The sequence below is a fragment of the Mycolicibacterium fluoranthenivorans genome, assembly GCF_011758805.1.
GTDB lineage: Bacteria > Actinomycetota > Actinomycetes > Mycobacteriales > Mycobacteriaceae > Mycobacterium > Mycobacterium fluoranthenivorans.
In genome coordinates this window covers 528,707-549,955 of the sequence record NZ_JAANOW010000002.1, presented here as the reverse complement: position 1 = coordinate 549,955, position 21,249 = coordinate 528,707, and the positions used below count along the sequence as shown (strand labels likewise).

General features: G+C 67.6%; 21 protein-coding genes. 7 read left to right on the top strand and 14 right to left on the bottom strand.

What is annotated here, in order from left to right; genetic code table 11:
- Positions 1–2 precede the first annotated feature (2 nt).
- Positions 3–491 (top strand): CAP domain-containing protein, encoded by a 489-nt coding sequence (locus FHU31_RS20615; protein ID WP_167161993.1) that lies wholly within the window; start codon positions 3–5, stop codon positions 489–491.
- On the opposite strand, the gene era is transcribed toward FHU31_RS20615, so the two are convergent.
- From era to hrcA, 10 genes are all read right to left on the bottom strand, one after another.
- Positions 492–1,403 (bottom strand): GTPase Era, encoded by a 912-nt coding sequence (gene era, locus FHU31_RS20610; protein WP_167161991.1) that lies wholly within the window; start codon positions 1,401–1,403, stop codon positions 492–494. It lies immediately after the preceding gene.
- Positions 1,400–1,714: a cytidine deaminase-like protein gene (locus FHU31_RS20605; protein WP_167161989.1), complete on the bottom strand. Its 315-nt coding sequence runs from the start codon at positions 1,712–1,714 to the stop codon at positions 1,400–1,402. Before FHU31_RS20605 ends, era begins: the two co-directional genes overlap by 4 nt.
- The gene (locus FHU31_RS20600) at positions 1,704–2,999 is read right to left on the bottom strand and encodes a hemolysin family protein (protein WP_167161987.1); all 1,296 of its coding nucleotides are present in this window, start codon (positions 2,997–2,999) and stop codon (positions 1,704–1,706) included. Before FHU31_RS20600 ends, FHU31_RS20605 begins: the two co-directional genes overlap by 11 nt.
- On the bottom strand, positions 2,996–3,532 hold the full coding sequence (ybeY, locus tag FHU31_RS20595) for an rRNA maturation RNase YbeY (RefSeq protein ID WP_090353976.1): 537 nt from the start codon (positions 3,530–3,532) through the stop codon (positions 2,996–2,998). Before ybeY ends, FHU31_RS20600 begins: the two co-directional genes overlap by 4 nt.
- 61 nt (positions 3,533–3,593) lie before the next feature.
- On the bottom strand, positions 3,594–4,631 hold the full coding sequence (locus tag FHU31_RS20590) for a PhoH family protein (protein ID WP_167161985.1): 1,038 nt from the start codon (positions 4,629–4,631) through the stop codon (positions 3,594–3,596).
- A 125-nt stretch (positions 4,632–4,756) separates the two neighbouring features.
- Positions 4,757–4,924 (bottom strand): hypothetical protein, encoded by a 168-nt coding sequence (locus FHU31_RS20585; RefSeq protein ID WP_090353543.1) that lies wholly within the window; start codon positions 4,922–4,924, stop codon positions 4,757–4,759.
- Positions 4,925–5,083: 159 nt separating this feature from the next.
- Positions 5,084–6,466 carry a C4-dicarboxylate transporter DctA gene (dctA, locus tag FHU31_RS20580; RefSeq protein WP_167161983.1) on the bottom strand — a complete coding sequence of 461 codons (1,383 nt, stop codon included), beginning with the start codon at positions 6,464–6,466 and terminating at the stop codon, positions 5,084–5,086.
- 76 nt (positions 6,467–6,542) lie between these two features.
- Positions 6,543–7,277: a 16S rRNA (uracil(1498)-N(3))-methyltransferase gene (locus FHU31_RS20575; RefSeq protein ID WP_167161981.1), complete on the bottom strand. Its 735-nt coding sequence runs from the start codon at positions 7,275–7,277 to the stop codon at positions 6,543–6,545.
- A gap of 27 nt (positions 7,278–7,304) precedes the next feature.
- Entirely contained in the window at positions 7,305–8,456 is a 1,152-nt protein-coding gene (gene dnaJ, locus FHU31_RS20570; RefSeq protein WP_167161979.1) for a molecular chaperone DnaJ, read from the bottom strand.
- 38 nt (positions 8,457–8,494) lie between these two features.
- On the bottom strand, positions 8,495–9,526 hold the full coding sequence (gene hrcA / locus FHU31_RS20565) for a heat-inducible transcriptional repressor HrcA (RefSeq protein ID WP_167161977.1): 1,032 nt from the start codon (positions 9,524–9,526) through the stop codon (positions 8,495–8,497).
- A gap of 122 nt (positions 9,527–9,648) precedes the next feature.
- Between hrcA and FHU31_RS20560 the strand changes: the two genes are divergently transcribed.
- A complete protein-coding gene (locus FHU31_RS20560; RefSeq protein WP_167161975.1) occupies positions 9,649–9,963 on the top strand; it encodes a type II toxin-antitoxin system VapB family antitoxin in 315 nt (104 codons plus the stop codon).
- Between the two features lie 10 nt (positions 9,964–9,973).
- Here FHU31_RS20560 and FHU31_RS20555 read toward each other — a convergent pair whose 3' ends face one another.
- The 4 genes from FHU31_RS20555 to FHU31_RS20540 all read right to left on the bottom strand — a co-directional run bounded on the left by FHU31_RS20555 (position 9,974) and on the right by FHU31_RS20540 (position 15,440).
- Positions 9,974–11,575: a phospholipase D-like domain-containing protein gene (locus tag FHU31_RS20555; protein ID WP_167161973.1), complete on the bottom strand. Its 1,602-nt coding sequence runs from the start codon at positions 11,573–11,575 to the stop codon at positions 9,974–9,976.
- 236 nt (positions 11,576–11,811) lie between these two features.
- Positions 11,812–12,393, bottom strand: coding sequence for a fasciclin domain-containing protein (locus tag FHU31_RS20550; RefSeq protein WP_167161971.1), 582 nt, complete (start codon positions 12,391–12,393; stop codon positions 11,812–11,814).
- Positions 12,394–12,509: 116 nt separating this feature from the next.
- Positions 12,510–13,922, bottom strand: coding sequence for an APC family permease (locus tag FHU31_RS20545; protein WP_167161969.1), 1,413 nt, complete (start codon positions 13,920–13,922; stop codon positions 12,510–12,512).
- 60 nt (positions 13,923–13,982) lie between these two features.
- Entirely contained in the window at positions 13,983–15,440 is a 1,458-nt protein-coding gene (locus FHU31_RS20540) for an aldehyde dehydrogenase family protein (protein ID WP_167161967.1), read from the bottom strand.
- Between the two features lie 306 nt (positions 15,441–15,746).
- On the opposite strand from FHU31_RS20540, the gene FHU31_RS20535 reads away from it, so the two are divergent.
- The 5 genes from FHU31_RS20535 to FHU31_RS20515 are packed head-to-tail and all read left to right on the top strand — an operon-like array spanning position 15,747 to position 21,248.
- Positions 15,747–16,325 (top strand): TetR/AcrR family transcriptional regulator, encoded by a 579-nt coding sequence (locus tag FHU31_RS20535; RefSeq protein ID WP_263987771.1) that lies wholly within the window; start codon positions 15,747–15,749, stop codon positions 16,323–16,325.
- 22 nt (positions 16,326–16,347) lie between these two features.
- On the top strand, positions 16,348–17,661 hold the full coding sequence (locus FHU31_RS20530; RefSeq protein ID WP_167161964.1) for a glycosyltransferase: 1,314 nt from the start codon (positions 16,348–16,350) through the stop codon (positions 17,659–17,661).
- A gap of 2 nt (positions 17,662–17,663) precedes the next feature.
- The gene (locus FHU31_RS20525; protein WP_263987772.1) at positions 17,664–18,872 is read left to right on the top strand and encodes a glucosamine kinase; all 1,209 of its coding nucleotides are present in this window, start codon (positions 17,664–17,666) and stop codon (positions 18,870–18,872) included.
- Entirely contained in the window at positions 18,869–19,843 is a 975-nt protein-coding gene (locus tag FHU31_RS20520; RefSeq protein WP_167161962.1) for an SIS domain-containing protein, read from the top strand. The genes FHU31_RS20525 and FHU31_RS20520 overlap by 4 nt, the downstream gene beginning before the upstream one ends.
- Before the next feature lie 34 nt (positions 19,844–19,877).
- On the top strand, positions 19,878–21,248 hold the full coding sequence (locus tag FHU31_RS20515) for an NAD(P)/FAD-dependent oxidoreductase (protein WP_308206694.1): 1,371 nt from the start codon (positions 19,878–19,880) through the stop codon (positions 21,246–21,248).
- Position 21,249 lies beyond the last annotated feature (1 nt).

Sequence of the window (21,249 nt, the reverse complement as noted above, 5' to 3'; positions counted from 1 at the left end):
CCATGTCCGCAATCAGTGTCGGTGCCCGCACCCTGCCCGTACTGGCCCTCGTTGCCGGCGCGGTGCTCACGGCGCCGACCGCCAACGCCGACAACATCCGGCTCAACAACAGCGTGATCGCCAACGTCTACACCATTCAGCATCAGGCCGGCTGCACCAACAACGTCACCAAGAACCCGCAATTGCAGCTGGCGGCGGAATGGCACGCCAACGATGTGCTCAACAACCGGGCGCTGGACGGCGATCTGGGCTCGGACGGCTCCACCCCGCAGTCCCGTGCCGCCGCGGCCGGCTACAAGGGCACCGTCTCGCAGACCGTCGCGATCAACCCGGCGCTCGCCATCAACGGCATCGAGATCATGAACCAGTGGTACTACCGTCCCGATTACATGGCGATCATGAGCAACTGCGCCAACACCCAGATGGGCGTCTGGTCGCTCAACAGCCTGGACCGAAGCGTCGTCGTCGCGGTCTACGGCATCCCGGGATAGCTAAAAACCCAAGCGCCCCAGCTGTTTCGGGTCGCGCTGCCAGTTCTTGGCGATCTTGACCCGCAGATCCAGATACACCTTTGTGCCGAGCAGCTTCTCGATCTGCGTGCGCGCCGCCGTGCCGACCTCGCGCAGCCGGGCACCGCCCTTACCGATCACGATGCCCTTCTGGCTGTCGCGCTCCACGTAGAGGATGGCGCGTACGTCGATGAGGGCGTTGCCGTCTTCCCGCCCCGGCCTTTCCTCGATGTCCTCGATGACGACGGCCAGCGAGTGCGGCAGCTCGTCGCGCACCCCTTCCAGCGCGGCCTCCCGGATGAGCTCGGCCATCAAGGTCTCTTCGGGCTCGTCGGTGAGTTCGCCGTCGGGATAGTAGGCGGGGCCGGGCGGCAGGAGGCCGACGAACACATTGGTCAGCACGTCGAGCTGCTCGCCGGCGGTGGCCGACACCGGCACGATCTCGGCGTCCGGACCGACCAGCTCGCTGACGGCCATCAGCTGTGCGGCCACCCGCTCTTTGGCGACCTTGTCGATCTTGGTGACGATGGCGACGAGCTTGGTTCTGGGTGCCACGGCGCGGATCTGTTCGTAGATCCACCGGTCGCCGGGGCCGATGTTCTCATCGGCGGGGATGCACAGCCCGATCACGTCGACCTCGGAGTAGGTGTCCTTGACCAGGTCGTTGAGCCGCTGGCCGAGCAGGGTCCGGGGCCGATGCAGACCCGGGGTGTCGACCAGGATGATCTGGAAGTTCTCCCGGTGCACGATGCCGCGGATGGTGTGCCGGGTGGTCTGCGGGCGGTTCGAGGTGATGGCCACCTTCTGGCCGACCAGGGCGTTGGTCAGCGTCGACTTGCCGGTGTTCGGACGACCGACGAAACAGACGAAGCCGGACCGGAATTCGTCACTCATAGCGGGTTCCCGGCACGGTCGGTGACGATGACGGCCGCGTCCGGCGACAGCTCGCGTACCGCGGCGACACCGGCATCCTGCGCCGAACCACCCACCAGCACCGCAGCCTCCAGGCCGGCCGCACCACTGGACACCGCCGCGGCCACGGCGGCCTGCAGGGCGGTCAGCGGCAGCGCGGCCAGACCGACAGGGGCGCCGGCGTAGGTCCGACCGTCCAGGTCGCGCACCGCCGCACCTTCGGAGGCTTCGGAGCGGCCCATCGCCCCGCGGGCCAGCACCACCAACTTGTTGTCCTCAACGTCAAGACTCATGTGCGGAATGCTCCTCTGTCTTCACGGGGCTGATCAGCACGGTGCCGATCCGAACCCGGCCACGATGATCGGCCCCGCCCTCGGCCCGCAGGCGCAGGCCGTCCCAGGTGACCTCGGAGCCGGGCAACGGGACGCGGCCCAGTTCGTGCGCCAACAGACCACCGACGGTGTCGACCTCAAGGTCCTCATCGATTTCCAGGTCCTCGTACAACTCGGCGAGATCCTCGATGGGCAGCCGGGTCGACACCCGGAACTGCTTGTCGCCCACCTGTTCCCACGGTGCGACCTCATCTGCGTCGTACTCGTCGTTGATCTCGCCGACGATCTCCTCGAGCACATCCTCGATGGTGACCAGACCGGCGATCGCACCGTACTCGTCGACCAGGAGCGCCATGTGATTGCGGTCGCGTTGCATCTCGCGCAGCAGGGTGTCCAGCGGTTTGGAATCGGGCACGAACACCGCGGGGCGCATCAGATCGCCGACCCGGGTGTCCAGCTCGTCGCCCGCCGAATACGAGTGCTGTACCAGGTCTTTGAGATACACGACGCCCACCACGTCATCGACGTTCTCGCCGATCACGGGCAGCCGGGAGTGCCCGCTGCGCACGGCCAGGGAGGTGGCCTGCGACGTGGTCTTGTCTCCCTCGATCCACACCATCTCGGTGCGCGGGACCATCACCTCGCGGGCCGGGGTGTCGCCCAGCTCGAAGACGGACTGGATCATCTTGCGCTCGTCGTCGGCCACCACACCGCGCTGCTGGGCCAGGTCGACCACCTCGCGCAGCTCGATCTCGGAGGCGAACGGCCCGTTGCGGAAGCCACGGCCCGGCGTCAGAGCGTTGCCGATCAACACCAGCACCCGGCTGATCGGGGTGAGCAACACCGAAATCGCTTGCAGGGGAAGCGCCGCAGCCAGCGCGATGCTGTAGGCGTTCTGCCGCCCGACGGTGCGGGGTCCGACACCGATGACGACGAAGCTGACCACCACCATGATGCCGGCGGCTGCCACCAGCCCCCAGCCGACACCGAGGTAGCCATCCAGATAGGAGACCAACAGGACGGTCGCACTCACCTCGCAGGCGATCCGCAACAACACCACGAGATTGATGTACCGGGGCCTGTCGTCGATCACCTGAGCCAGACGGGTGGCCCCCGGGCGCTCCTCGCGCACCATCTCGTCGACCCGCGCGATGGACACCGTGCTGACCGCGGCATCGACCGCGGCGAAAAGCCCGCCCACGCCGACCAGGACGATCGCCCCGAACAGCGCCGCAAGACCGGTCACGGCGTGTCGAAGTATCGCGACTTGTCGAGCAGCCGGCGATCCTTCTCGGTCTGGACGTCCTGACGGTAGGTCTGCACCTGGTCGGCCACCCACTCCTCGAGCAGGCGTCGCTGCAGGGCGAACATCTCTTTCTCCTCATCGGGCTCGGCGTGGTCGTAGCCGAGCAGATGAAGCACACCGTGCACCGTCAGCAGCGCGAGCTCCTGCCCCAGCGAATGCCCCGCCTGCTCGGCCTGTTTGGCCGCGAACTCCGGGCACAGCACGATATCGCCCAACATGGACGGACCGGGTTCGGCGGCGTCGGGCCGCCCACCCGGTTCGAGCTCATCCATCGGGAAGCTCATCACGTCGGTGGGACCGGGCAGATCCATCCAGCGCATGTGCAGATCGGCCATGGCCGCGGTGTCGAGCAGCACCATCGACAGTTCGGCCGCCGGGTTGACGTCCATCTGACCGATGACGAAGCGGGCAACGCTGATGAGTTCTTCCTCGGAGACGTCGTACCCGGATTCGTTGGAGACCTCGATACTCATGCTGTTCCCTCGCAGGCTCGGGTCCCGCATGCCGCCCGTTGATTCGCTCCGCGAGCGTCGCTCATCGCCGCGGCCGCCCGTTCGACGAGCGGCGTTGCGCACGGTTCAGCATGCCCGGATCGTCATGGCGCGCATAGGCATCCACGATCTCCGAGACCAGCCGGTGCCGAACGACATCGGCACTGGTGAGCTCCGCGAAGTGGATATCGTCGATGTCATCGAGGATGTGCATCGCCGCGCGCAGGCCCGAGGCCTGGCCACCGCCCAGGTCGACCTGCGTGATATCGCCGGTGACAACCATTTTCGAGTTGAAGCCGAGCCGGGTGAGGAACATCTTCATCTGCTCGGCCGTGGTGTTCTGTGCCTCATCGAGGATGATGTAGGCGTCATTGAGGCTGCGGCCGCGCATGAACGCCAGCGGCGCCACCTCGATGACACCCGAGGCAAGCAGGTTGGTGATGACCTCCGGGTCCATCATGTCGTGCAGCGCGTCCAGCAGCGGGCGCAGGTACGGGTCGATCTTCTCGCTCAGCGTGCCCGGCAGGAAGCCCAGGCGCTCACCGGCCTCGACCGCGGGACGGGTCAGGATGATCCGGTTGACCTGTTTGGCATGCAGCGCCGCGACCGCTTTGGCCATCGCCAGATAGGTCTTGCCGGTGCCCGCGGGACCGATACCGAACACGATGGTGTGGGCGTCGATCGCGTCCACATACCGCTTCTGGTTGAGGGTCTTGGGCCTGATGGTCTTGCCGCGCCGGGACAAGATGTCCAGTGTCAGCACCTCGGCGGGCGAGGCGTCCGATTCACCGGTCATCATCAAGACGCTGCGGCGCACCGCATCGGGATTGAGCGGCTGACCGGCGGCCAGCACAGCGACGAGTTCGCCGACCACCCGCTCGGCCAGCGCGATATCGGCGGGGTCCCCCGAGAGCGTGACGGCGTTGCCACGCACGTGGATATCAGCGGTGAGCAGCGATTCGAGGGCGCGCAGGTTCTCGTCGGCGGAACCGAGCAGGCCCACGACAGCGTCGGGCGGAACTGTGATGCTGCTGCGCACCTGCCGGGAGGGCGTGTCAGCGGTCGTCTCGCGGGGCGTCACGTGGTGTTTCGTGCCTGCTTCCTGTGCTCTGGAGTCGGTGCTCACAGTTTAGCGCCGGCCATGACCTCACCCAACGGTTGAGGGCCACCCCGGCACCGGGGTGGCCCTCAACGACAGTTGTGGTGTCAGTGGCTCTGATGCACCGTGGTGTCCACCTGCGGAGCGGTGGCGTTCTGGCCGTTCTGATGTACCCAGTCGTTGTGCGCGACATCGGCCTGCGCCGGGCCCGCAAGACCCAGGACGGCGGTGGCCATACCGGCGGCGATCACACTGGCAAAACCGAACTTCTTCATCTCTGTACTTCTTCCTCTTCGTCCACCGGCATCCCCGTGCCGGTACGCAAGGAAGAACGGGAAAGATGGGATGTTTCATTCCGGTTAATTCAAAAGATTGACCAGGAGTGACTCGTTTCACGCAGCGCCGGAACGGGGCTCCTTCTCACACCCGATGTCTCACACCCGATCGGCAGGGCCCACCGGCACGGCCACCGGTTCGAGGGCGTCCTCCAACGGTTCGACGTCCTCACCCGCCAACACCCTGCGCATGCGGTCCTTGTCGAGCTGGCCCTCCCAGTTGGCGACGACGAACGTCGCCACACAGTTGCCCAGCAGGTTCACCGATACGCGCATCGAGTCCATGATGCGGTCGGCCCCCAGCAACAGCGCGACCGCGGCCACCGGGATCGCACCGTGCCCGATGGCCGCAACCGTCGCCGACAGGGCCAGGAACGACGAACCGGGCACTCCCGCCATTCCTTTCGAGGTGAGCATGAGCACCAGCACCGCGGTGATCTGCTCGCCCAGGCTCAGATCGACGCCGAGCGCTTGCGCCAGGAACAGCACACAGATCGACAGGTACAGCGTGGCGCCGTCGAGGTTGAACGAATACCCGGTCGGCACCACCAGACCCGTGGTGGTGCGCGAACACCCGGCGTTGGCCAGTTTGGTCATGATGCGCGGCAGCACCACCTCGGTGGACGCCGTGCCCAGCGCCAGGAACAGCTCGTCCTTGATATAGACGACGAACTTCCACAGGTTCACCCCGGCGAAGATCTTCGCGATCGCGCCGAGGATGAGGATGAACAGCAGCGCGGCCAGGTAGCAGGCGGCGATCAGCTTCCCGTAACTGGCCAGTGAGCCGATGCCGTACTGCCCGATGATGTAGGCCATCGCGCCGAACGCACCGAGGGGGGCCAGCCGCATCACCCAGCCGATGATGGTGAAGAAGATATGGCTCATGTGGTCGACGAACTCCAGGATCACCGGCGGCCCGGTCTCCCCGAACTTCGCCAACGCCAGGCCGAACAGCACCGCGAAGAACAACACCTGCAGCAGGGCGTTCTCCGCGAAGGCCGACACCACCGACGTCGGGATGATGTTGAGCAGGAATTGGACGGTGTGCGGCAGTTCGCCGTTGCTGGTCTTCTTGGCCACCGCCTCGGCGCCGGTGGCCAGGGTCTGCGCATCGATGGCGAACCCGGCACCGGGCTTCATCAGATTGCCGACCACCAGACCGAAGAGGAGCGCGAAGGTCGTCACCGCCTCGAAGTAGATGAGCGCCTTCACCCCGATCCGGCCCACCGACTTCAGGTCGCCGACGTGAGCGATACCGAGCACCACCGTGCAGAAGATGATCGGGGCGATGAGCATCTTGATGAGCTTGATGAACCCGTCGGCCAGCGGTTTGAGTGCGCCACCGACCTCGGGCCACAGCCAGCCGATCAGGATGCCCGCGACGATCGCCACCAGCAGCTGGACGAACAGGGAGGTGTACCACGGCGGCTTGTTGGCCAGCCGGACCATTTCGCTCTGTGGGGGGTCGATGGTGGTTGCCATGCCGCGACGCTACGAAGGCGACATCACGGCCGCGTGTGCCGGATGTTTCCCCGCGGAAACGTCCGGAATTTATCCGCTACACGTCCCACCGGTGGGTCAGCACACCGAGCGCGCCGAGGGCCACCGCGGCCGCGCTCGACGTCCGCAGCACGGTCGGCCCCAGCCGGACCGCGACGGCACCCGCCTCGGTCAGCGTCGCGACCTCCTCATCGGTGATCCCGCCTTCCGGACCCACGACGAGTGTCACCGAGTCCGCTTGTGCGACACCCAGATCGGCGAGCGGCACGGTCGCGGACTCGTGCAGGACCAGGGTCAGGCCGCCGATCCGGCCGGCCAGCTGTGCCGTGCTCAGCACACCGTCCACGGTCGGGATGAAGGCCCGCCGGGACTGCCGCGCTGCCGAGCGGGCGACCGCGGCCCACCGGCGCAGGCCCTTGTCGACCTTGGCGGAGCCGTCCCATCGAGCCACGCACCGCTGCGACTGCCACGCCACGAACGCGTCCGCGCCCGCCTCGGTGGCCAGTTCGATCGCCAGTTCGGAGCGCTCGGATTTCGGCAGTGCCTGCACGACGGTGACCGGCGGCACCGGTGCCGGCACCCGCGTGGTGGTCAGCACCCGGGCCGCCAACATGCCCTTGCCGGCCTCCTCGACGACACAGTGGGCCGTCGTTCCGGCGCCGTCGCCGAGATCGAGTTCCTCGCCCGGACGGAACCGGCGCACCGTGGCCGCGTGGTGGCCCTCGTCACCGTCGACCACGGCGATCGCCCCCGGCTCAGGCAGCACGTCGACGTAGAAGAGCGCTCTACTCACGCGCGGCTCCACTCATGCGCGATCTGCTCAGCGCCCCGAGAAGGTTTCCCGCAGCCGGCTGAACAGGCCGCCGTTCGAGTTGGCATTGCCGTGAGCGGACCGCACCTCGGCCACATCCCGGGCCCGGTGCGCCTTGAGTTTGCCCAGCAGGTCGGTGTCGGTGCTGTCCAGACGCGTCGGGATGAGCACCTCGATGTGAGCGTGCAGATTTCCGCGCACCCCGGACCGCAGGTGCGGCATGCCGTGGCCGCGCAGCGTGGTCACCGAGCCGGGCTGCGTGCCCGGGGCGATGGTGATCTCCGTCGCCCCACCCAGGATGTCCTCGACGGTGACCGAGGTGCCCAGCGCCGCGTCGAACATCGGGACCGACACCGTGCAGTGCAGATCGTCACCGTCGCGGACGAAGGTGTCGTGCTGCTGCTCGTGCACCTCGACATAGAGGTCACCGGCCGGGCCGCCACCGGGGCCGACCTCCCCCTGAGCCGCCAGCCGCACACGCATACCGTCGCCGACCCCCGCGGGGATCTTCACACTGACCTCGCGTCGGGCCTGAATGCGGCCGTCACCGGCGCAGCGGTGACACGGGTCGGGGATCACCTCGCCGACGCCGCCGCACACCGGGCACGGCCGCGACGTCATCACCTGACCGAGCAGTGAGCGCTGCACCGTCTGCACCTCGCCGTGGCCGTGGCAGGTGTCGCAGGTGACCGGGGTGGAGTTGCCATTGGTGCCCTTGCCCTGGCACAGGTCGCACAGCACGGCGGTGTCGACGGTGACCTGCTTGGTCACTCCCGTGGCGCACTCGGCGAGGTCCAGGCGCATCCTCAGCAAGGAATCCGAGCCGGGGCGCACCCGGCCGATCGGGCCGCGCGAACCGCCACCGCCCCCGAAGAACGCCTCGAACACATCGCCGAGGCCCCCGAAACCGCCGAAGCCACCCGCACCCGCACCGGCGGCGCCGTTCTCCATCGGGTCCCCGCCCAGATCGACGATGCGGCGCTTCTCCGGATCCGACAACACCTCGTAGGCGATGCTGATCTCTTTGAACCGCGCCTGCGCCGACTCATCGGGGTTGACGTCAGGATGTAGCTCGCGCGCCAGCTTGCGGTAGGCGCGCTTCAGCTCCGAATCGCTGGCGCCTTTGCTCACGCCGAGCAGACCGTAATAATCGCGTGCCACGTACAACCTCTTTCATGCCGCCCGTTTGCGGCCGTCCTCTACCGGGTGCCCAAAACCTCGCCGATGTAGAGAGCAACTGCGGCGACATTCGCGATAGTTCCCGGATAGTCCATCCGAGTGGGACCGACCACACCCATGCCGCCGAATACCTTGCCCGAACTGCCGTACGCCGTGCTCACCACCGACGTCCCGGCCATCTGTTCGGCCTCGGTCTCGTGCCCGATACGCACCGTGACCTTACCGGCTTCCTGTTGCGCGGCGAGCAGCCGCAGCACCACCACCTGCTCTTCCAGCGCCTCCAGCACCGAACGCAGTGATCCACCGAAGTCCGCGGTATTGCGGGTGAGGTTGGCGGTGCCGCCGAGCACCAGCCGTTCCTCGGTGTGCTCGACCAGCGTCTCGACCAGCACCGTGGCAGCTCGCCCGATGGCGTCACCCAGCCCGCCGTGACCGTCCAAGGTGCCGGCCAGGTCAGCCACCGCGATCGACGCCGTGGCCAGCGGTTTGCCCTCCAGAGCGCCGCCGAGGCGCTCCCGCAGCTGCGACAGTTCGTGTTCGTCGATGGCGTCACCCAGTTCGACGACCCGCTGATCGACCCGGCCGCTGTCGGTGATCACCACCAGCAGCAACTTCGCCGGGGTCAGGGCGACAACCTCGAGGTGGCGCACCGTGGATGCGGACAGCATCGGGTACTGCACGATGGCGACCTGCCGAGTCAGCTGCGCCAGCAACCGCACCGCGCGGCGCAGCACGTCGTCGAGGTCCACCCCGGATTCCAGGAACTGCAGGATGGCGCGCCGCTCACTGCCCGACAGTGGCTTCACATCATCGAGACGGTCCACGAACTCGCGGTAGCCCTTCTCGGTGGGGACCCGGCCCGAACTCGTGTGCGGCTGGGCGATGTACCCCTCGGACTCCAGCACCGCCATGTCGTTGCGGACGGTCGCGCTGGACACCCCGAGATTGTGGCGCTCGACGAGCGACTTGGAACCGATGGGTTCCTTGGTGGTCACGAAGTCGGCGACGATGGCACGCAGCACCTCGAAGCGGCGGTCGTCGGCACTACCCACTGTTCACCTGCCCTTCGGTAACGGTCTTCGTCCCATTTTACGGCGACCAACAGCGGGTATTCACGTTGGCAAGGACATCGCGCGCCGGGTGGCACTAACCTCAGTCGAATGGGAGCCCGCCGGTGATCTTCAAAGGAGTTCGCGACGGCAAGCCGTATCCCGAACATGGCCTGTCGTATCGGCAGTGGTCCCAGATCCCGCCCCGCCAGATCCGGCTGGACGAATTGGTCACCACCACCACCGTGCTGGCGCTGGACCGTCTGCTCTCCGAGGACTCGACGTTCTACGGCGACCTGTTCCCGCATGCGGTCCGCTGGCAGGGCGTCATCTACCTGGAGGACGGGTTACACCGCGCGGTGCGGGCCGCGCTGCGCAACCGCACGGTGCTGCATGCCCGGGTGTACGACATGGACGCCGAACCCGTACCCCAGTCCTGAGCCTTCGCGGTCAGTCCACGGTGCCTGTCCTCATTCTCTCCAGGTCAGGCGCGAAGGTGCGGACCTGCTCGGTGATGGCACGGATCGTCGACCACAGCCCCGGCGCGGCCTGCGTCAGCGGCCACAGCATCGCGGCGATGGTCGTCGAACACAGCGTCTGCGCCAAGGAGGCGGGCACGTGGTCGGGATCCATGAGGTCGTTCTCGGCGAACGGTCCGGCATCCGCGGCCACCATGAACTCGGTGAACTTGCGCAAGGAGCGCCCGGTTCCGCGGAGCGCCTCGACCGCCTGCACGGTCGACTGCCGCTGTGCCGCCTCGGAACGTACGGCGTCCACCGACACACCGAGGTGTTCGGCCAGCAGATCGTCGCGCATGTGCTCGATGTGGCGGCGAATGTCGTCGCGGTCGTCGGCCCACGCTTCCAGCGCGAGGTCGCATTCGCTGTCGAATCCCAGCGACCTGTTGTTCAGGTTGGACGAGCCGATGCGCAGGAAGCGATCGTCGACGATCATCACCTTGGAGTGCACGTACACCGAGACGCCGCCCTTGGTCACCGGCCAGTAGATGCCCAGCCGACCATGCTCATCGGCATCCCACAGCAAGCGCACCAGACGTTCTCGGGCGCTGTCCATCGACCCCTGCTCCAGCCGGCTCTCGGAGCTGCGGGGCAGCACGATGATCACCTCAGGCCCATCCGGCTCGCGTAGACGCGTCGCCAGGGCTTCCGCCAGGCCCCGTGCGGCGAGGTATTGGTTCTCCAGGTAGATGACGTGCCGGGCCGTCGCGATTGCGGCGAGGTTCAAGGCCTCGACCTCACGGACCTCGTCGCTGCCGGGCATAGCCGGCAGCGTGCGTGCCACCCCGACCTCGACGGCGCGCAATGCGGGTGCGCACCCCCGCGGCCACGCCGACGTTCGGGCCGACAGCACGGGCAGTTCTTGCCCGGTGGCCGCCTGCCAGCGGTCCCGGGCTTGCCGGGCCAGGACGCGCGCTGCGGGTCCGTCGACCACCGCGGCAACCTCGTGGCGCGGTCCGTAGGGTTCGCCGGATGCCCGCCGACCCGGGGCGTCCGGTTCGTGACTGCGGGTGTCCCATCGCCCGAGGGTGAGATCGATACCGCCACAGAAGGCCACCGTGTCGTCGACGACGACGATCTTCTGGTGGTGGACCGCTCCGAGCGGATGGGCGCCGTCGACGGCGAAATGCAGCCTCGACGAGGTGAGGCGATTGAGCCACGCGGTGGGGATGGGCCCGAACCAGTAGGGGTCGAACGCGCGGAGCAGACGCAGATTCGATTTCAGCAAGTACACCTGCAGTTCCGGCCGCTGCCACAGCAGGGCATGCAGAAACGTCATCAGGTGGTTCGGGCCGGGCAGCGTGAGATCCTCCGCCTCGAAAGGCATTCGGGAATCCACGTCCCACCCGACCAAGATGATCCGGTGGCGGGCCCGCAGCATCGCCGCCTTCACGTGCCGTAGATAGTCGGCACCGTCGACTATCGGCGCGTACCGATCGGCGCGCGCGATGCGCCAGCAGGTATCTCCGGGACGGAGTATCCGATCCGCAGACACCTGCGTCTCACGGCTCTCGGGCAGAGCGAACCCCCGCATCTGTGAACTCCTCTTCATGCTCGCTCTCACAGCGCGGATCGCTTCGCCCTTGAGCGGCACCGCGAGGACAGCTTCCTCAGCGTCGAGTTACCCCGCCGACGCCGGTTCCAAACGACAACTCCCGCAGTGTGATGCGGAACTCACCCGCCCCATCGGGTGCGAGCCGCGGTGGTGTTCCGGGTTCTCGTCCCAGAACAACACCGCGACAACGGTTTCCGGCCGCCCGTCGCTGGACGTCAGGCGGGCGGCATCAGCACGGTGTCGATCAGGTACACCGTGGCGTTGGCGGTGTGCACGCCTCCACACACCACGGACGCACCGTCGACCTTCACGTCGTTCGGCGTGCCGGTCACGGTCAGCGGCGCCCCCTGGACCGTGTGATGGGTGCCGACAAGGTCGCGCGGACTGATCTGGCCGGGCACCACGTGATAGGTCAGCACGCTGGTCAGAAGGGGTGCGTCGACCTTGAGCCGGTCGATGGTCGCCGGGTCGACCTTGGCGAACGCCGTATCGACGGGCGCGAACACGGTGAATTGGCCACCGTTGAGGGTGTCCACGAGATTGACATCCGGGTTCAACTTGCCGGATACCGCAGCGGTCAACGTGGTCAGCAGGGGGTTGTTCGAAGCGGCGACTGCGACAGGATCCTGCGCCATTCCCGCCACCGAACCCGGTCCGGACGGAACCTGTTTAGCGTAATCCGCGCACCCCGGTCCGACCAGATCGGCACCGGGCTCCGCTGCGGCGACCGCCCCGGTGACACCCGAAACCGCCAGTAAGACGGCAGCGCTCGCCGCCGCCCGCGCCAGCATGTTCATACCCGTACTACCTCCTTCGCCAACGACGGCAACCCTGCCGCCAGATCAACACCGACAACTGCTATTCGGAGCTGACGGCGACCCGGATGGCGGTCACTCTGGAAGGCGTTGACTGATCAGGGTTTCACGTCGGCGCGGTCGCGGCGCTGGACGAACCACCACAGCACCACGCCGCCGGCCAGGATCGAGACGGCGATCCCCAGCTCGAGGATGCCGCCGTAGCCGGTGATGGAGAAGCCGGTCGCGCCCACCACCAGCATGATGGCCAGCAGCACCGCCAGGCCGATCGACAGCGGCACGAACGCACGCGGCAACCGGATGGGCCGCAAGGCATTCGGGCGGTCCTTGCGCAGTACGGCGAATCCGGCGACCGCCAGCACGTGAGCCAGGATGTAGCCCAGATTTCCGGTGACGATGATGGCCAGCGGCTGTTGAAGGACCACCAGCAGAACGATGTTCAGCACCAGCATGACGTTGAGGGCGCGAATCGGCACGCCGCGTCGGTTCAGCTTTCCGACGGCCCGCACGGTGACCCCTTCCTTACCCATGTTGAACAGCACGCGGGAGGCGTCGGCGACCGAGGTCAGCATGACCAGCACCAGAGAGGCGATGAGACAGAGCACCATGACGCTCGCCCCGGCGCCCGTCAGCTTGGAGAAGCTGCCGACGAAGAAGGTGGCGGGATCGGCCTCGACGGCCGACTCGCCGGCGAACCCGCCCAGGGTCAGCGGCACGAGGAAGAACACGCCCAGGCAGAACAACGCGGAGGCCCGGATCGCCCGCGAGGTGTCCTTGACCGGGTCCCGGTATTCGGAGGCGAACGTCGCGCAGACCTCCACACCCAGTGTCGTCCAGGCCATCACGTACAGCCACACGATGGCCGTGTGCAGACCTTCCAGCCCGTGCAGTTTCCAGGTGAGATCCATCGGGGCCCAGTCGGAGTTGAACAGCGGGAAGATGATGAAGACTGCCAGCGGGATCATCAGGATCGCGGCGGTCACGTAGACGAACGCCATGGTGACGCGCACCCCGATCACGTTGATGCCGTACAGGATGAAGATGACGGCCAGCCCGACCAGGATCGGGAAGTTCAGGTGCAGCGGGCCGGCGTCGAAACTCCACTGCTGGTCGGGGAACCACTGTGACTGCACCAGCAGGCCGGTGAAGGCGCCGTAGGTGGCCAGGTTCGATCCCCACGGCAGCCAGTAGCCGACGCCGGCCAGCGGTGCGAGCCAGGGCGCGCGACTCTTCCAGGCCTCGGCGGCGTAGCCGGCGATACCCCCCGACGCCTCGGGGAACATGGCGGCCAGCTCCGTGTAGATCCAGTTGACGCCGAGCGAGATGATCATCGAGAGGGCCCACAGCACCGCCGCGCCCCACCCGCCGAGCCCGGCGATCGACGCGCCGAGGGTGGCCACCAGCGCGGCGGGCATGGTCATGGCCATGGCGAATCCGTCGAACCAGCGCATCTTGCGCGGCAGCACCTCGTCGGGCGCCGGCGCGGCGACCGCGTTGTCGTTTGTCGTCATCTAACTGGACCTCCGGTGGGTGACGTGAATGTTGTTGACTATCTGGCGATTACGTCCAGGTCAGGCGGGGCGGAACGAGTCGTTCGCCGAGCGCGGTGCGTGCTTGACCATGACGTGGCGAGCGACGGTGTATTCGGCCACCGCCGCGTGGCTCATGTCCTTGCCGAAGCCGCTGGCCTTGACCCCACCGTGCGGGGCCTCGGAGGCGATGGGCAGATGATCGTTGACCCAGGTCACCCCCGCCTCCATCGCATGCGCCACCCGGAGTCCGCGGGCCCCGTCGACCGTCCAGACGGAGGAAGCCAGTCCGTAGGCCGAGTCGTTGGCCAGGGCGATCGCCTCCTGTTCGGTGCGGAACGGCAAGGCGACCAACACCGGCCCGAAGACCTCGTCCTGGACGATCTCCGAGGATTGCGCCGCGCCGGTGAGGAGCGTTGGCGGATAGTAGGCCCCGGGGCCGTCGGGAATCTCGCCACCGGCGTGCACCGTCGCACCGGCGGCCACTGCGCGCTCGACGAATCCGTGCACCCGGTCCCGATGCTCGACGCTGATCAGCGGACCGATATCGGTGTCCGTGCTGCGCGGGTCGCCGACCCGAATGCTGTTGAACTGTGCGGCTATCCGTTCCACCAACTCGTCGAAGACGGACTCGTGCGCGTACACCCGGGTGGCCGCCGTACAGTCCTGGCCGGAGTTGTAGGTCGCTCCCATGGCGATACCGTGCGCCGCTGCAGCAAGGTCGGCATCCTCGAACACCAGACAGGGCGCCTTCCCGCCGAGTTCCAGATGCACCCGCGCCCCACGGGTGGCCGCGGTCGCCATCACGTGCCGCCCCGCCCGGGTCGAACCGGTGATCGAGATCAGCTGCACGCGCTCATCGGCGACCAGCGCCGCACCCACCTGGTCATCGCCGGTCACCACCTCCAGCACACCGGCCGGGATGCCGGCCTCTACGGCCAGTTCGGCGATGCGCAGCGTGCTGCTCGGCGTCGTCGGCGCGGGCTTGACCACGATCGTGTTACCCGCGGCGATCGCCGGTCCGATCTTCCACAGCCCCATGATCATCGGGAAGTTCCACGGCGCGATACCCACCACCGGCCCGACGGGACGGCGGATGACCATCGACGTGTAGCCCTCGCTCAACAGACCGGCTCCGGTCTCCTCCAGCGATCGGGCCGACCCGGCGAAGAACCGCAGATTGTCGGTGCCGAACGGAAGTTCGCCATCCCGGAAGACCGCGGCGGGTTTACCGGTCTCGGCGACCTCGAGGCCGGTGAGTTCCTCGACGTGGGTGTCGATCAGGTCCGCCCATCGCAGAATCAACCGTGCCCGCTCCCCTGCGGTCCGTCGCGACCACGCCGGAAATGCCTCGGCGGCAGCCGAAACCGCCAGCGCCGCCTCGTCGGCAGTCGCCTCGGAGACGATCGCCGTCGACTCCCCGGTCGCCGGGTTGTACAGGGTCCGGCCTCCGCCTGATCCCTCGACCCGCAGGCCTCGATGGAATCGTCCCGCGCTCATTCGCATACCCCTCTGCTTGCGGAAGGCAGATACCGAGCCGCGACATGTGCGTGCTGATCGGTGATCGTCGGCGCCCTCACGGTGCTGTTCCAGATCTGGAGAATCGGCCTCGACCGGGACCGCAGAAAGATAGTTGCATCGCAGTTCAGGTTTCGCAACAGGTAAAAATCCAGTTCATAGCCTGCACGTCATCAAAACTTGATGCACAATTCAGAAAACACGACCAGATCCGGCGCGGTCTGGCAGAGTGACCCGAAACGTATGCCGAGGAGGTGTGCAGCCATGGTGAGCCGCACGGAGCGACGCGTGAAGCTGCTCCACGCCGCCCAGCGTGCGGTGATGAAGCACGGGGCCGATGTCCAGTTGAAGCAGGTCGCGGCGGAGGCCGGACTGACCTCGGGTGCGGTGCTCTATCACTTCCCCGACGTCCAGACGTTGTTGGTGGAGGCCAATCGTGCCGGCATGGAACGCTTTTACGACGAGCGCCTGCGAGCGATCGAGGGTATCGCCGAGCCGGACCGGCGGCTGGTCCTGACGATCGAATCCGGTCTGCCGGTCGATTCCGACGATCCCGCCGTCAAACTCCTGTGCGAACTCGGTGGCGCCGCGGCCCGGTATCCGTCCTACGCGGTGCTGCTCACCGCGCTGTACGACCGGCAGGTGGCGATGTATCAGGTGATCCTGGAATCCGGTGCCGCACAAGGGGCGTTCACGCTGGCGTCACCGTCGCAGACGGTTGCCCGCAATATCGTCGCGCTCGAGGACGCCTACGGCTACCGCATGGTGGCCCGTCATCCCAGCATCGACGCCGAGGCTGCGACCGAATTGATCCTCGACTACGCACGGGTGGCCACCGGCCATCCTCTTCCGCGCGCGCAGGCGTGAGCACTCCCGAAAGGAATGACCGATGACCGCTCCGTTGACCGTCATGTTCTGGCCCGAATCGGCATACGGGCCCACCAACCAGTGCATCGGCGTCGCGGCCAAACTCCGCGATCGCGGACACACCATCGTGTTCGCGGCGGAATCGTCATGGGCCGGAAAGATCGAACGCTACGGGTTCATCGAGGAACTCGTGGACCTGGCCGAGCCCGCCGCGGACGGCGGTGGGGACGACGCCGGTCAGTTCTGGACCGACTTCATCGCCGAGACCTCCCCCGAGTTCGCGAAGCCGACCATCGAGCAGCTCGAGACCTTCATCCTGCCCACCTACCAGGCCCTCATCGACGGGGCGAAATACTGCGAACCGCGGTTGCGCGAGATCATCGCCAAGCATCGGCCGGATGTGATCGTGGAAGACAACGTGGTGATCTTCCCGGCTCTGGTGACCGCCGGTAAACCGTTCGTGCGGATCGTGTCGTGTAGCCCTCTCGAAGTGCCGGGAGCCGATGTGCCGCCGCCCTTCTCGGGCCTGCCCAGTGATGACCGCTCGCAGTGGGGTGCCTACCGCGCGGAGTTCGACCGAGTGCTGCGCCCACTCTGGGCGGATTTCGACGCCTGGGTGCAGGCCCAGGGCGCCGGCGCGCTGCCCGACTTGGAGTTCATGCCGCGCGACAACGCCGGAAATCTGTACGTCTACCCCGCCGAGGCCGACTACACCGACCGCCGGCCCCTCGACGGGTCCTGGACCCGACTGGATTCCAGCGTCCGCGAGACCGACGAGGACTACGAGTTGCCCGCCGCCGTGGCGGACCGGCCGGACGGCAGTTCCCTGATCTTCCTGTCCCTCGGATCCCTTGGCTCAGCTGATGTCTCGTTGATGCAGCGGCTCATCGACGTGCTGGCCCGGACTCCGCACCGGTTCATCGTCAGCAAGGGGCCGCAGGCGGACAAGATCGTGCTCGCCGACAATATGGTCGGGGCGCAGATGCTGCCGCAGACCAGGATCATCCCCCTGGTGGATGCCGTGATCTCGCACGGCGGCAACAACACCACCACCGAGGCGCTCCATTTCGGCAAGCCGCTCGTCGTGCTGCCGCTGTTCTGGGATCAGTACGAGAACGCCCAGCGCATCGACGAACTCGCGCTGGGCATCCGCCTGGACACCTACCACTTCCGCGACGACGAACTGATCGCCGCACTCGATCGGGTCCTGGCCGATACCGAGATGCGCGAGCGGGTGGCCGCCATCGGCGACGCCGTGCGCGACCGGGACGGACTGAGTGTGGCAGCCGATGTCATCGAGCGCATCGGACGGGCGCAGACCGCGACAGCGCCCTGACCGTGGACCTGACTCCGACGGATCTGCTCGACCTCGGCGCGGGTCGCGCCCTGGCCGTGATCTCCCACGACGCCGGGGGGTCCGCCGTGCCCGTGGTCACCGATCACGACGGATGGCGGCGTGCGACCGCCGGCGACGGCGTGGCCGAAGCGCTGATCACGCTGCTCACCGCAACGGAGGGCCGGTCCGAGCGAGGACGCTTCACCGTCATCTCGTGGATTGCAGGGCAGCAGCCGCACGGCGAACGCCCCATCACCGTCGACCAGACCAACGAATCGGTCATCGTGGGTGATGCGGCCGTCGTGAAGTGGTCGACGCACCTGGAACCCGGCCCCCACCCCGCCGTACCGCGGTTGTCCGCGCTGACCGCCGCCGGCTTCCCCGCGATGCCGCCACCCTGGGGCCTGGTCACCTGGCGGCCCGACGCCGGCGCCGAGACCCTGGTCGCCACCGTGACCGGCTATCTGCCCGGTGCTGTCGACGGCTGGACCTGGGCCGTGGACCTGTTCGTCGCCGGAGCACGCACCGACGATGCCACCGACGTCGCGGCCGCGTGCGCCACCGTCGGTGCGGCGGTGGGCGACCTACACCTGGCGCTGGCTGCGACGGCGACCACCTCCACCGCCGACGATGCTCGCCGATGGCGCGAAGGCGCCTTCGAAACTCTCCGCACCGCAACGCTATTGGCCGACAACACCGGTGCTGCGGTGTTGGCCGAGTACGGCACCGAGGTCACCGCCCTGCTGGAGCGTATCGGCGATCTCGTCGGGGTCCCGATTTTCGACGCGCACGGCGACCTTCATGTCGGTCAGGTCCTGCGCAGTGCCGGCCAGCGCTTCGTCATCACCGATTTCGACGGGAACCCGGTACTGCCGCCGTGGCAACGGGTACTTCCGGTGCCTGCGGCCGTGGACGTCGCCGGTATGCTGCAGTCCTTCGCTCACGTCGCGATCGTGGCCGCCCGACACCATGACCTCGATCCGGCACGTCTGCACCGTATCGACGCGGCGGCGCGGGCCGCCTTCCTCGACGCGTACACCACCCGACTCGCCGCTGCCGGTCAGCAACAGCTGTTCTCCGCCGGAGCGGTCCCGGCGTTTCGCCTGCAACAAGTCCTACGTGAAATCATCTATGCCGCAAAACATCTTCCGCGCTGGATGTATGTCCCCGATGCCGCGCTGCCGGCACTGTTGAAAGGTGACCCGCTGTGAAACCCCACGAGTTCGCCGGCGACCTGGCCCGCAAGCCGGAGGTGCTCGACGCGCTCGCGGACACCCTGGCCGCGGGCAACCCGTGGGCTGAGGTGGTGCCGGCCGGTGCGGAGCGTGTCGTGTTCCTCGGCATGGGCTCCTCGGCCTACGCCGGTGGGGTCGCCGCCGCCCGCCTGCGCGCCCGCGGGGTGGTCGCCGTCTCCGATATCGCCTCGACTGCGCTGCTGCCCGCCTGGGGATCCGGCGCCGTGGTGGTGGCGACCTCCGCCTCGGGCGCGTCGGTGGAAACCCTTGATGCGCTGACCCGCATCGATCCCACGGCCACAGTGGTGGCGGTGACCAACACCGCCGGATCCCCCATCACCGAGGCCTGCGGCGCGACGGTGGACCTGCTGGCGGAACGGGAGGCCGGTGGGGTCGCGTGCCGCAGTTTCCAGCACACGCTGGCGATGTTCCTGGCCTTGGAGTGTCACCTGACCGGGACCTCGACCACAGCCCTGGCGGACACCGTGCGCGCGGCGGCGCGTGCCAGCGACTGGTTGTTGTCCACCGAGGCGGACTGGCGGCCCGAGGTCGCCGACCTGCTGCTGGGACCGGACGAGACCCATCTGTGTGCGCCCGCGCACCGGCTCTCGTCAGCCCAGCAGGGCGCCTTGATGTTCCGCGAGGGTCCCCGGCGCGCCGCCACCGGCTGTGAGACGGGCGACTGGAGCCACGTCGACGTGTACCGGACGAAGAACACCGATCTGCGGATGCTCGTCTTCGCGGGCTCGCCGTGGGAGGACCAGATGGCGGAGTGGGCCGGGCCGCGCGACACCACGCTGGTCGGCGTCGGTGGCGTGGTCCCCGCCGCCACCACGACGGTGCGCTATCCCGGCGACCACGACGATGATGTCCGTCTCCTCACCGAGACGCTCGTCCCCGAACTCGTCGCCGCCCGCGCGTGGCAGGACGCCGAAGGCACCCGATGAACCAACGAATCGAGCGAGTGAGCGGAGTGATGTCGTGACCGTCAATGGTGGAGTTTCCTTCTGGTGGCAGCAGATCGGGCTGCCCGCGCCGCGCCGGACGCTGCCCGGGTCGATCGATGTCGACGTCGCCATCGTCGGGGCCGGATACACCGGGTTGTGGACGGCGTACTACCTCAAGAAAGCCGAACCGAGTCTGCGCATCGCGGTCCTGGAGGCCCGGTTCGCCGGTTTCGGGGCATCCGGCCGCAACGGCGGCTGGCTCACCAACGAGATCACCGGCGGCCGCGAGCGGATGGCGAAGACCTACGGCCGGCAGCCGACGATCGACCACCAGCACGCGCTGAACGCGACGATCGACGAAGTGCTCACCATCGCGGTCGACGAGGGCATCGACGCCGATATCCGCAAGGGCGGCGAATTGACGGTCGCCTACACCCCGGCCCAGCTCGGGCGTCTGCAATCGATGGCGGAGGCCTTGGCGGCGTGGCCCGGTACCGACAGCACGCTGCTGTCGGCATCCGACACAGCGAGCAGAGTGAATGTGGCCGGCACCCTGGGCGGTATCTGGCACCCACACTGCGCCAAGGTCCATCCCGCCAAACTGGCCCGCGGGCTGACCGAAGCCGTCGAACGCCTCGGTGTCGACATCTACGAGAACACGCCCGTCCACGAGATCGAACCGGGCCGTGCCAGAACAGATTTCGGCACCGTGCGGGCAACACACATCCTGCGCGCCACCGAGGGGTTCACCGCGAACCTGGCGGGCGAGCACCGCACCTGGCTACCGATGAACTCCTCGATGATCGTCACCGAACCGCTGCCCGAGACCACCTGGGAGTCGATCAACTGGCAGGGCTACGACACCCTGGGCGATATGGCGCATGTGTACATGTACGCCCAGCGGACCGCCGACGGGCGCATCGCACTCGGTGGTCGCGGCGTGCCGTACCGCTACGGCTCGGCCGTGGACACCGACGGCAGTACCCAGCCGGCGACCATCGACAGTCTCACCGCGCTGCTGCGGCGGTTCTTCCCGGCCCTGCACTCGGCCGCGATCGACCACGCCTGGTCCGGTGTGCTGGGGGTGCCCCGGGATTGGTCCGCGTCGGTGACCCACGACCCCCGGACCGGCCTCGGCTTCGCCGGCGGGTACGTCGGAACCGGAGTGACCGCCACCAACCTCGCCGGCCGCACCTTGCGCGATCTGGTCCTGGGGCACACCACCGATCTCACCCGGGCGCCGTGGGTGGGCCACCGCGCGCGCCGCTGGGAGTTCGAGCCGCTGCGTTATCTCGCCGTGCACGGGATCTATGCCGCCTATCGGGCGGCGGACACCTCCGAAGCGCGTGGCCGGCAGACGAGTTCACCGATCGCGCGCCTCGCCGATCTGGTGGCCGGGCGCTGAC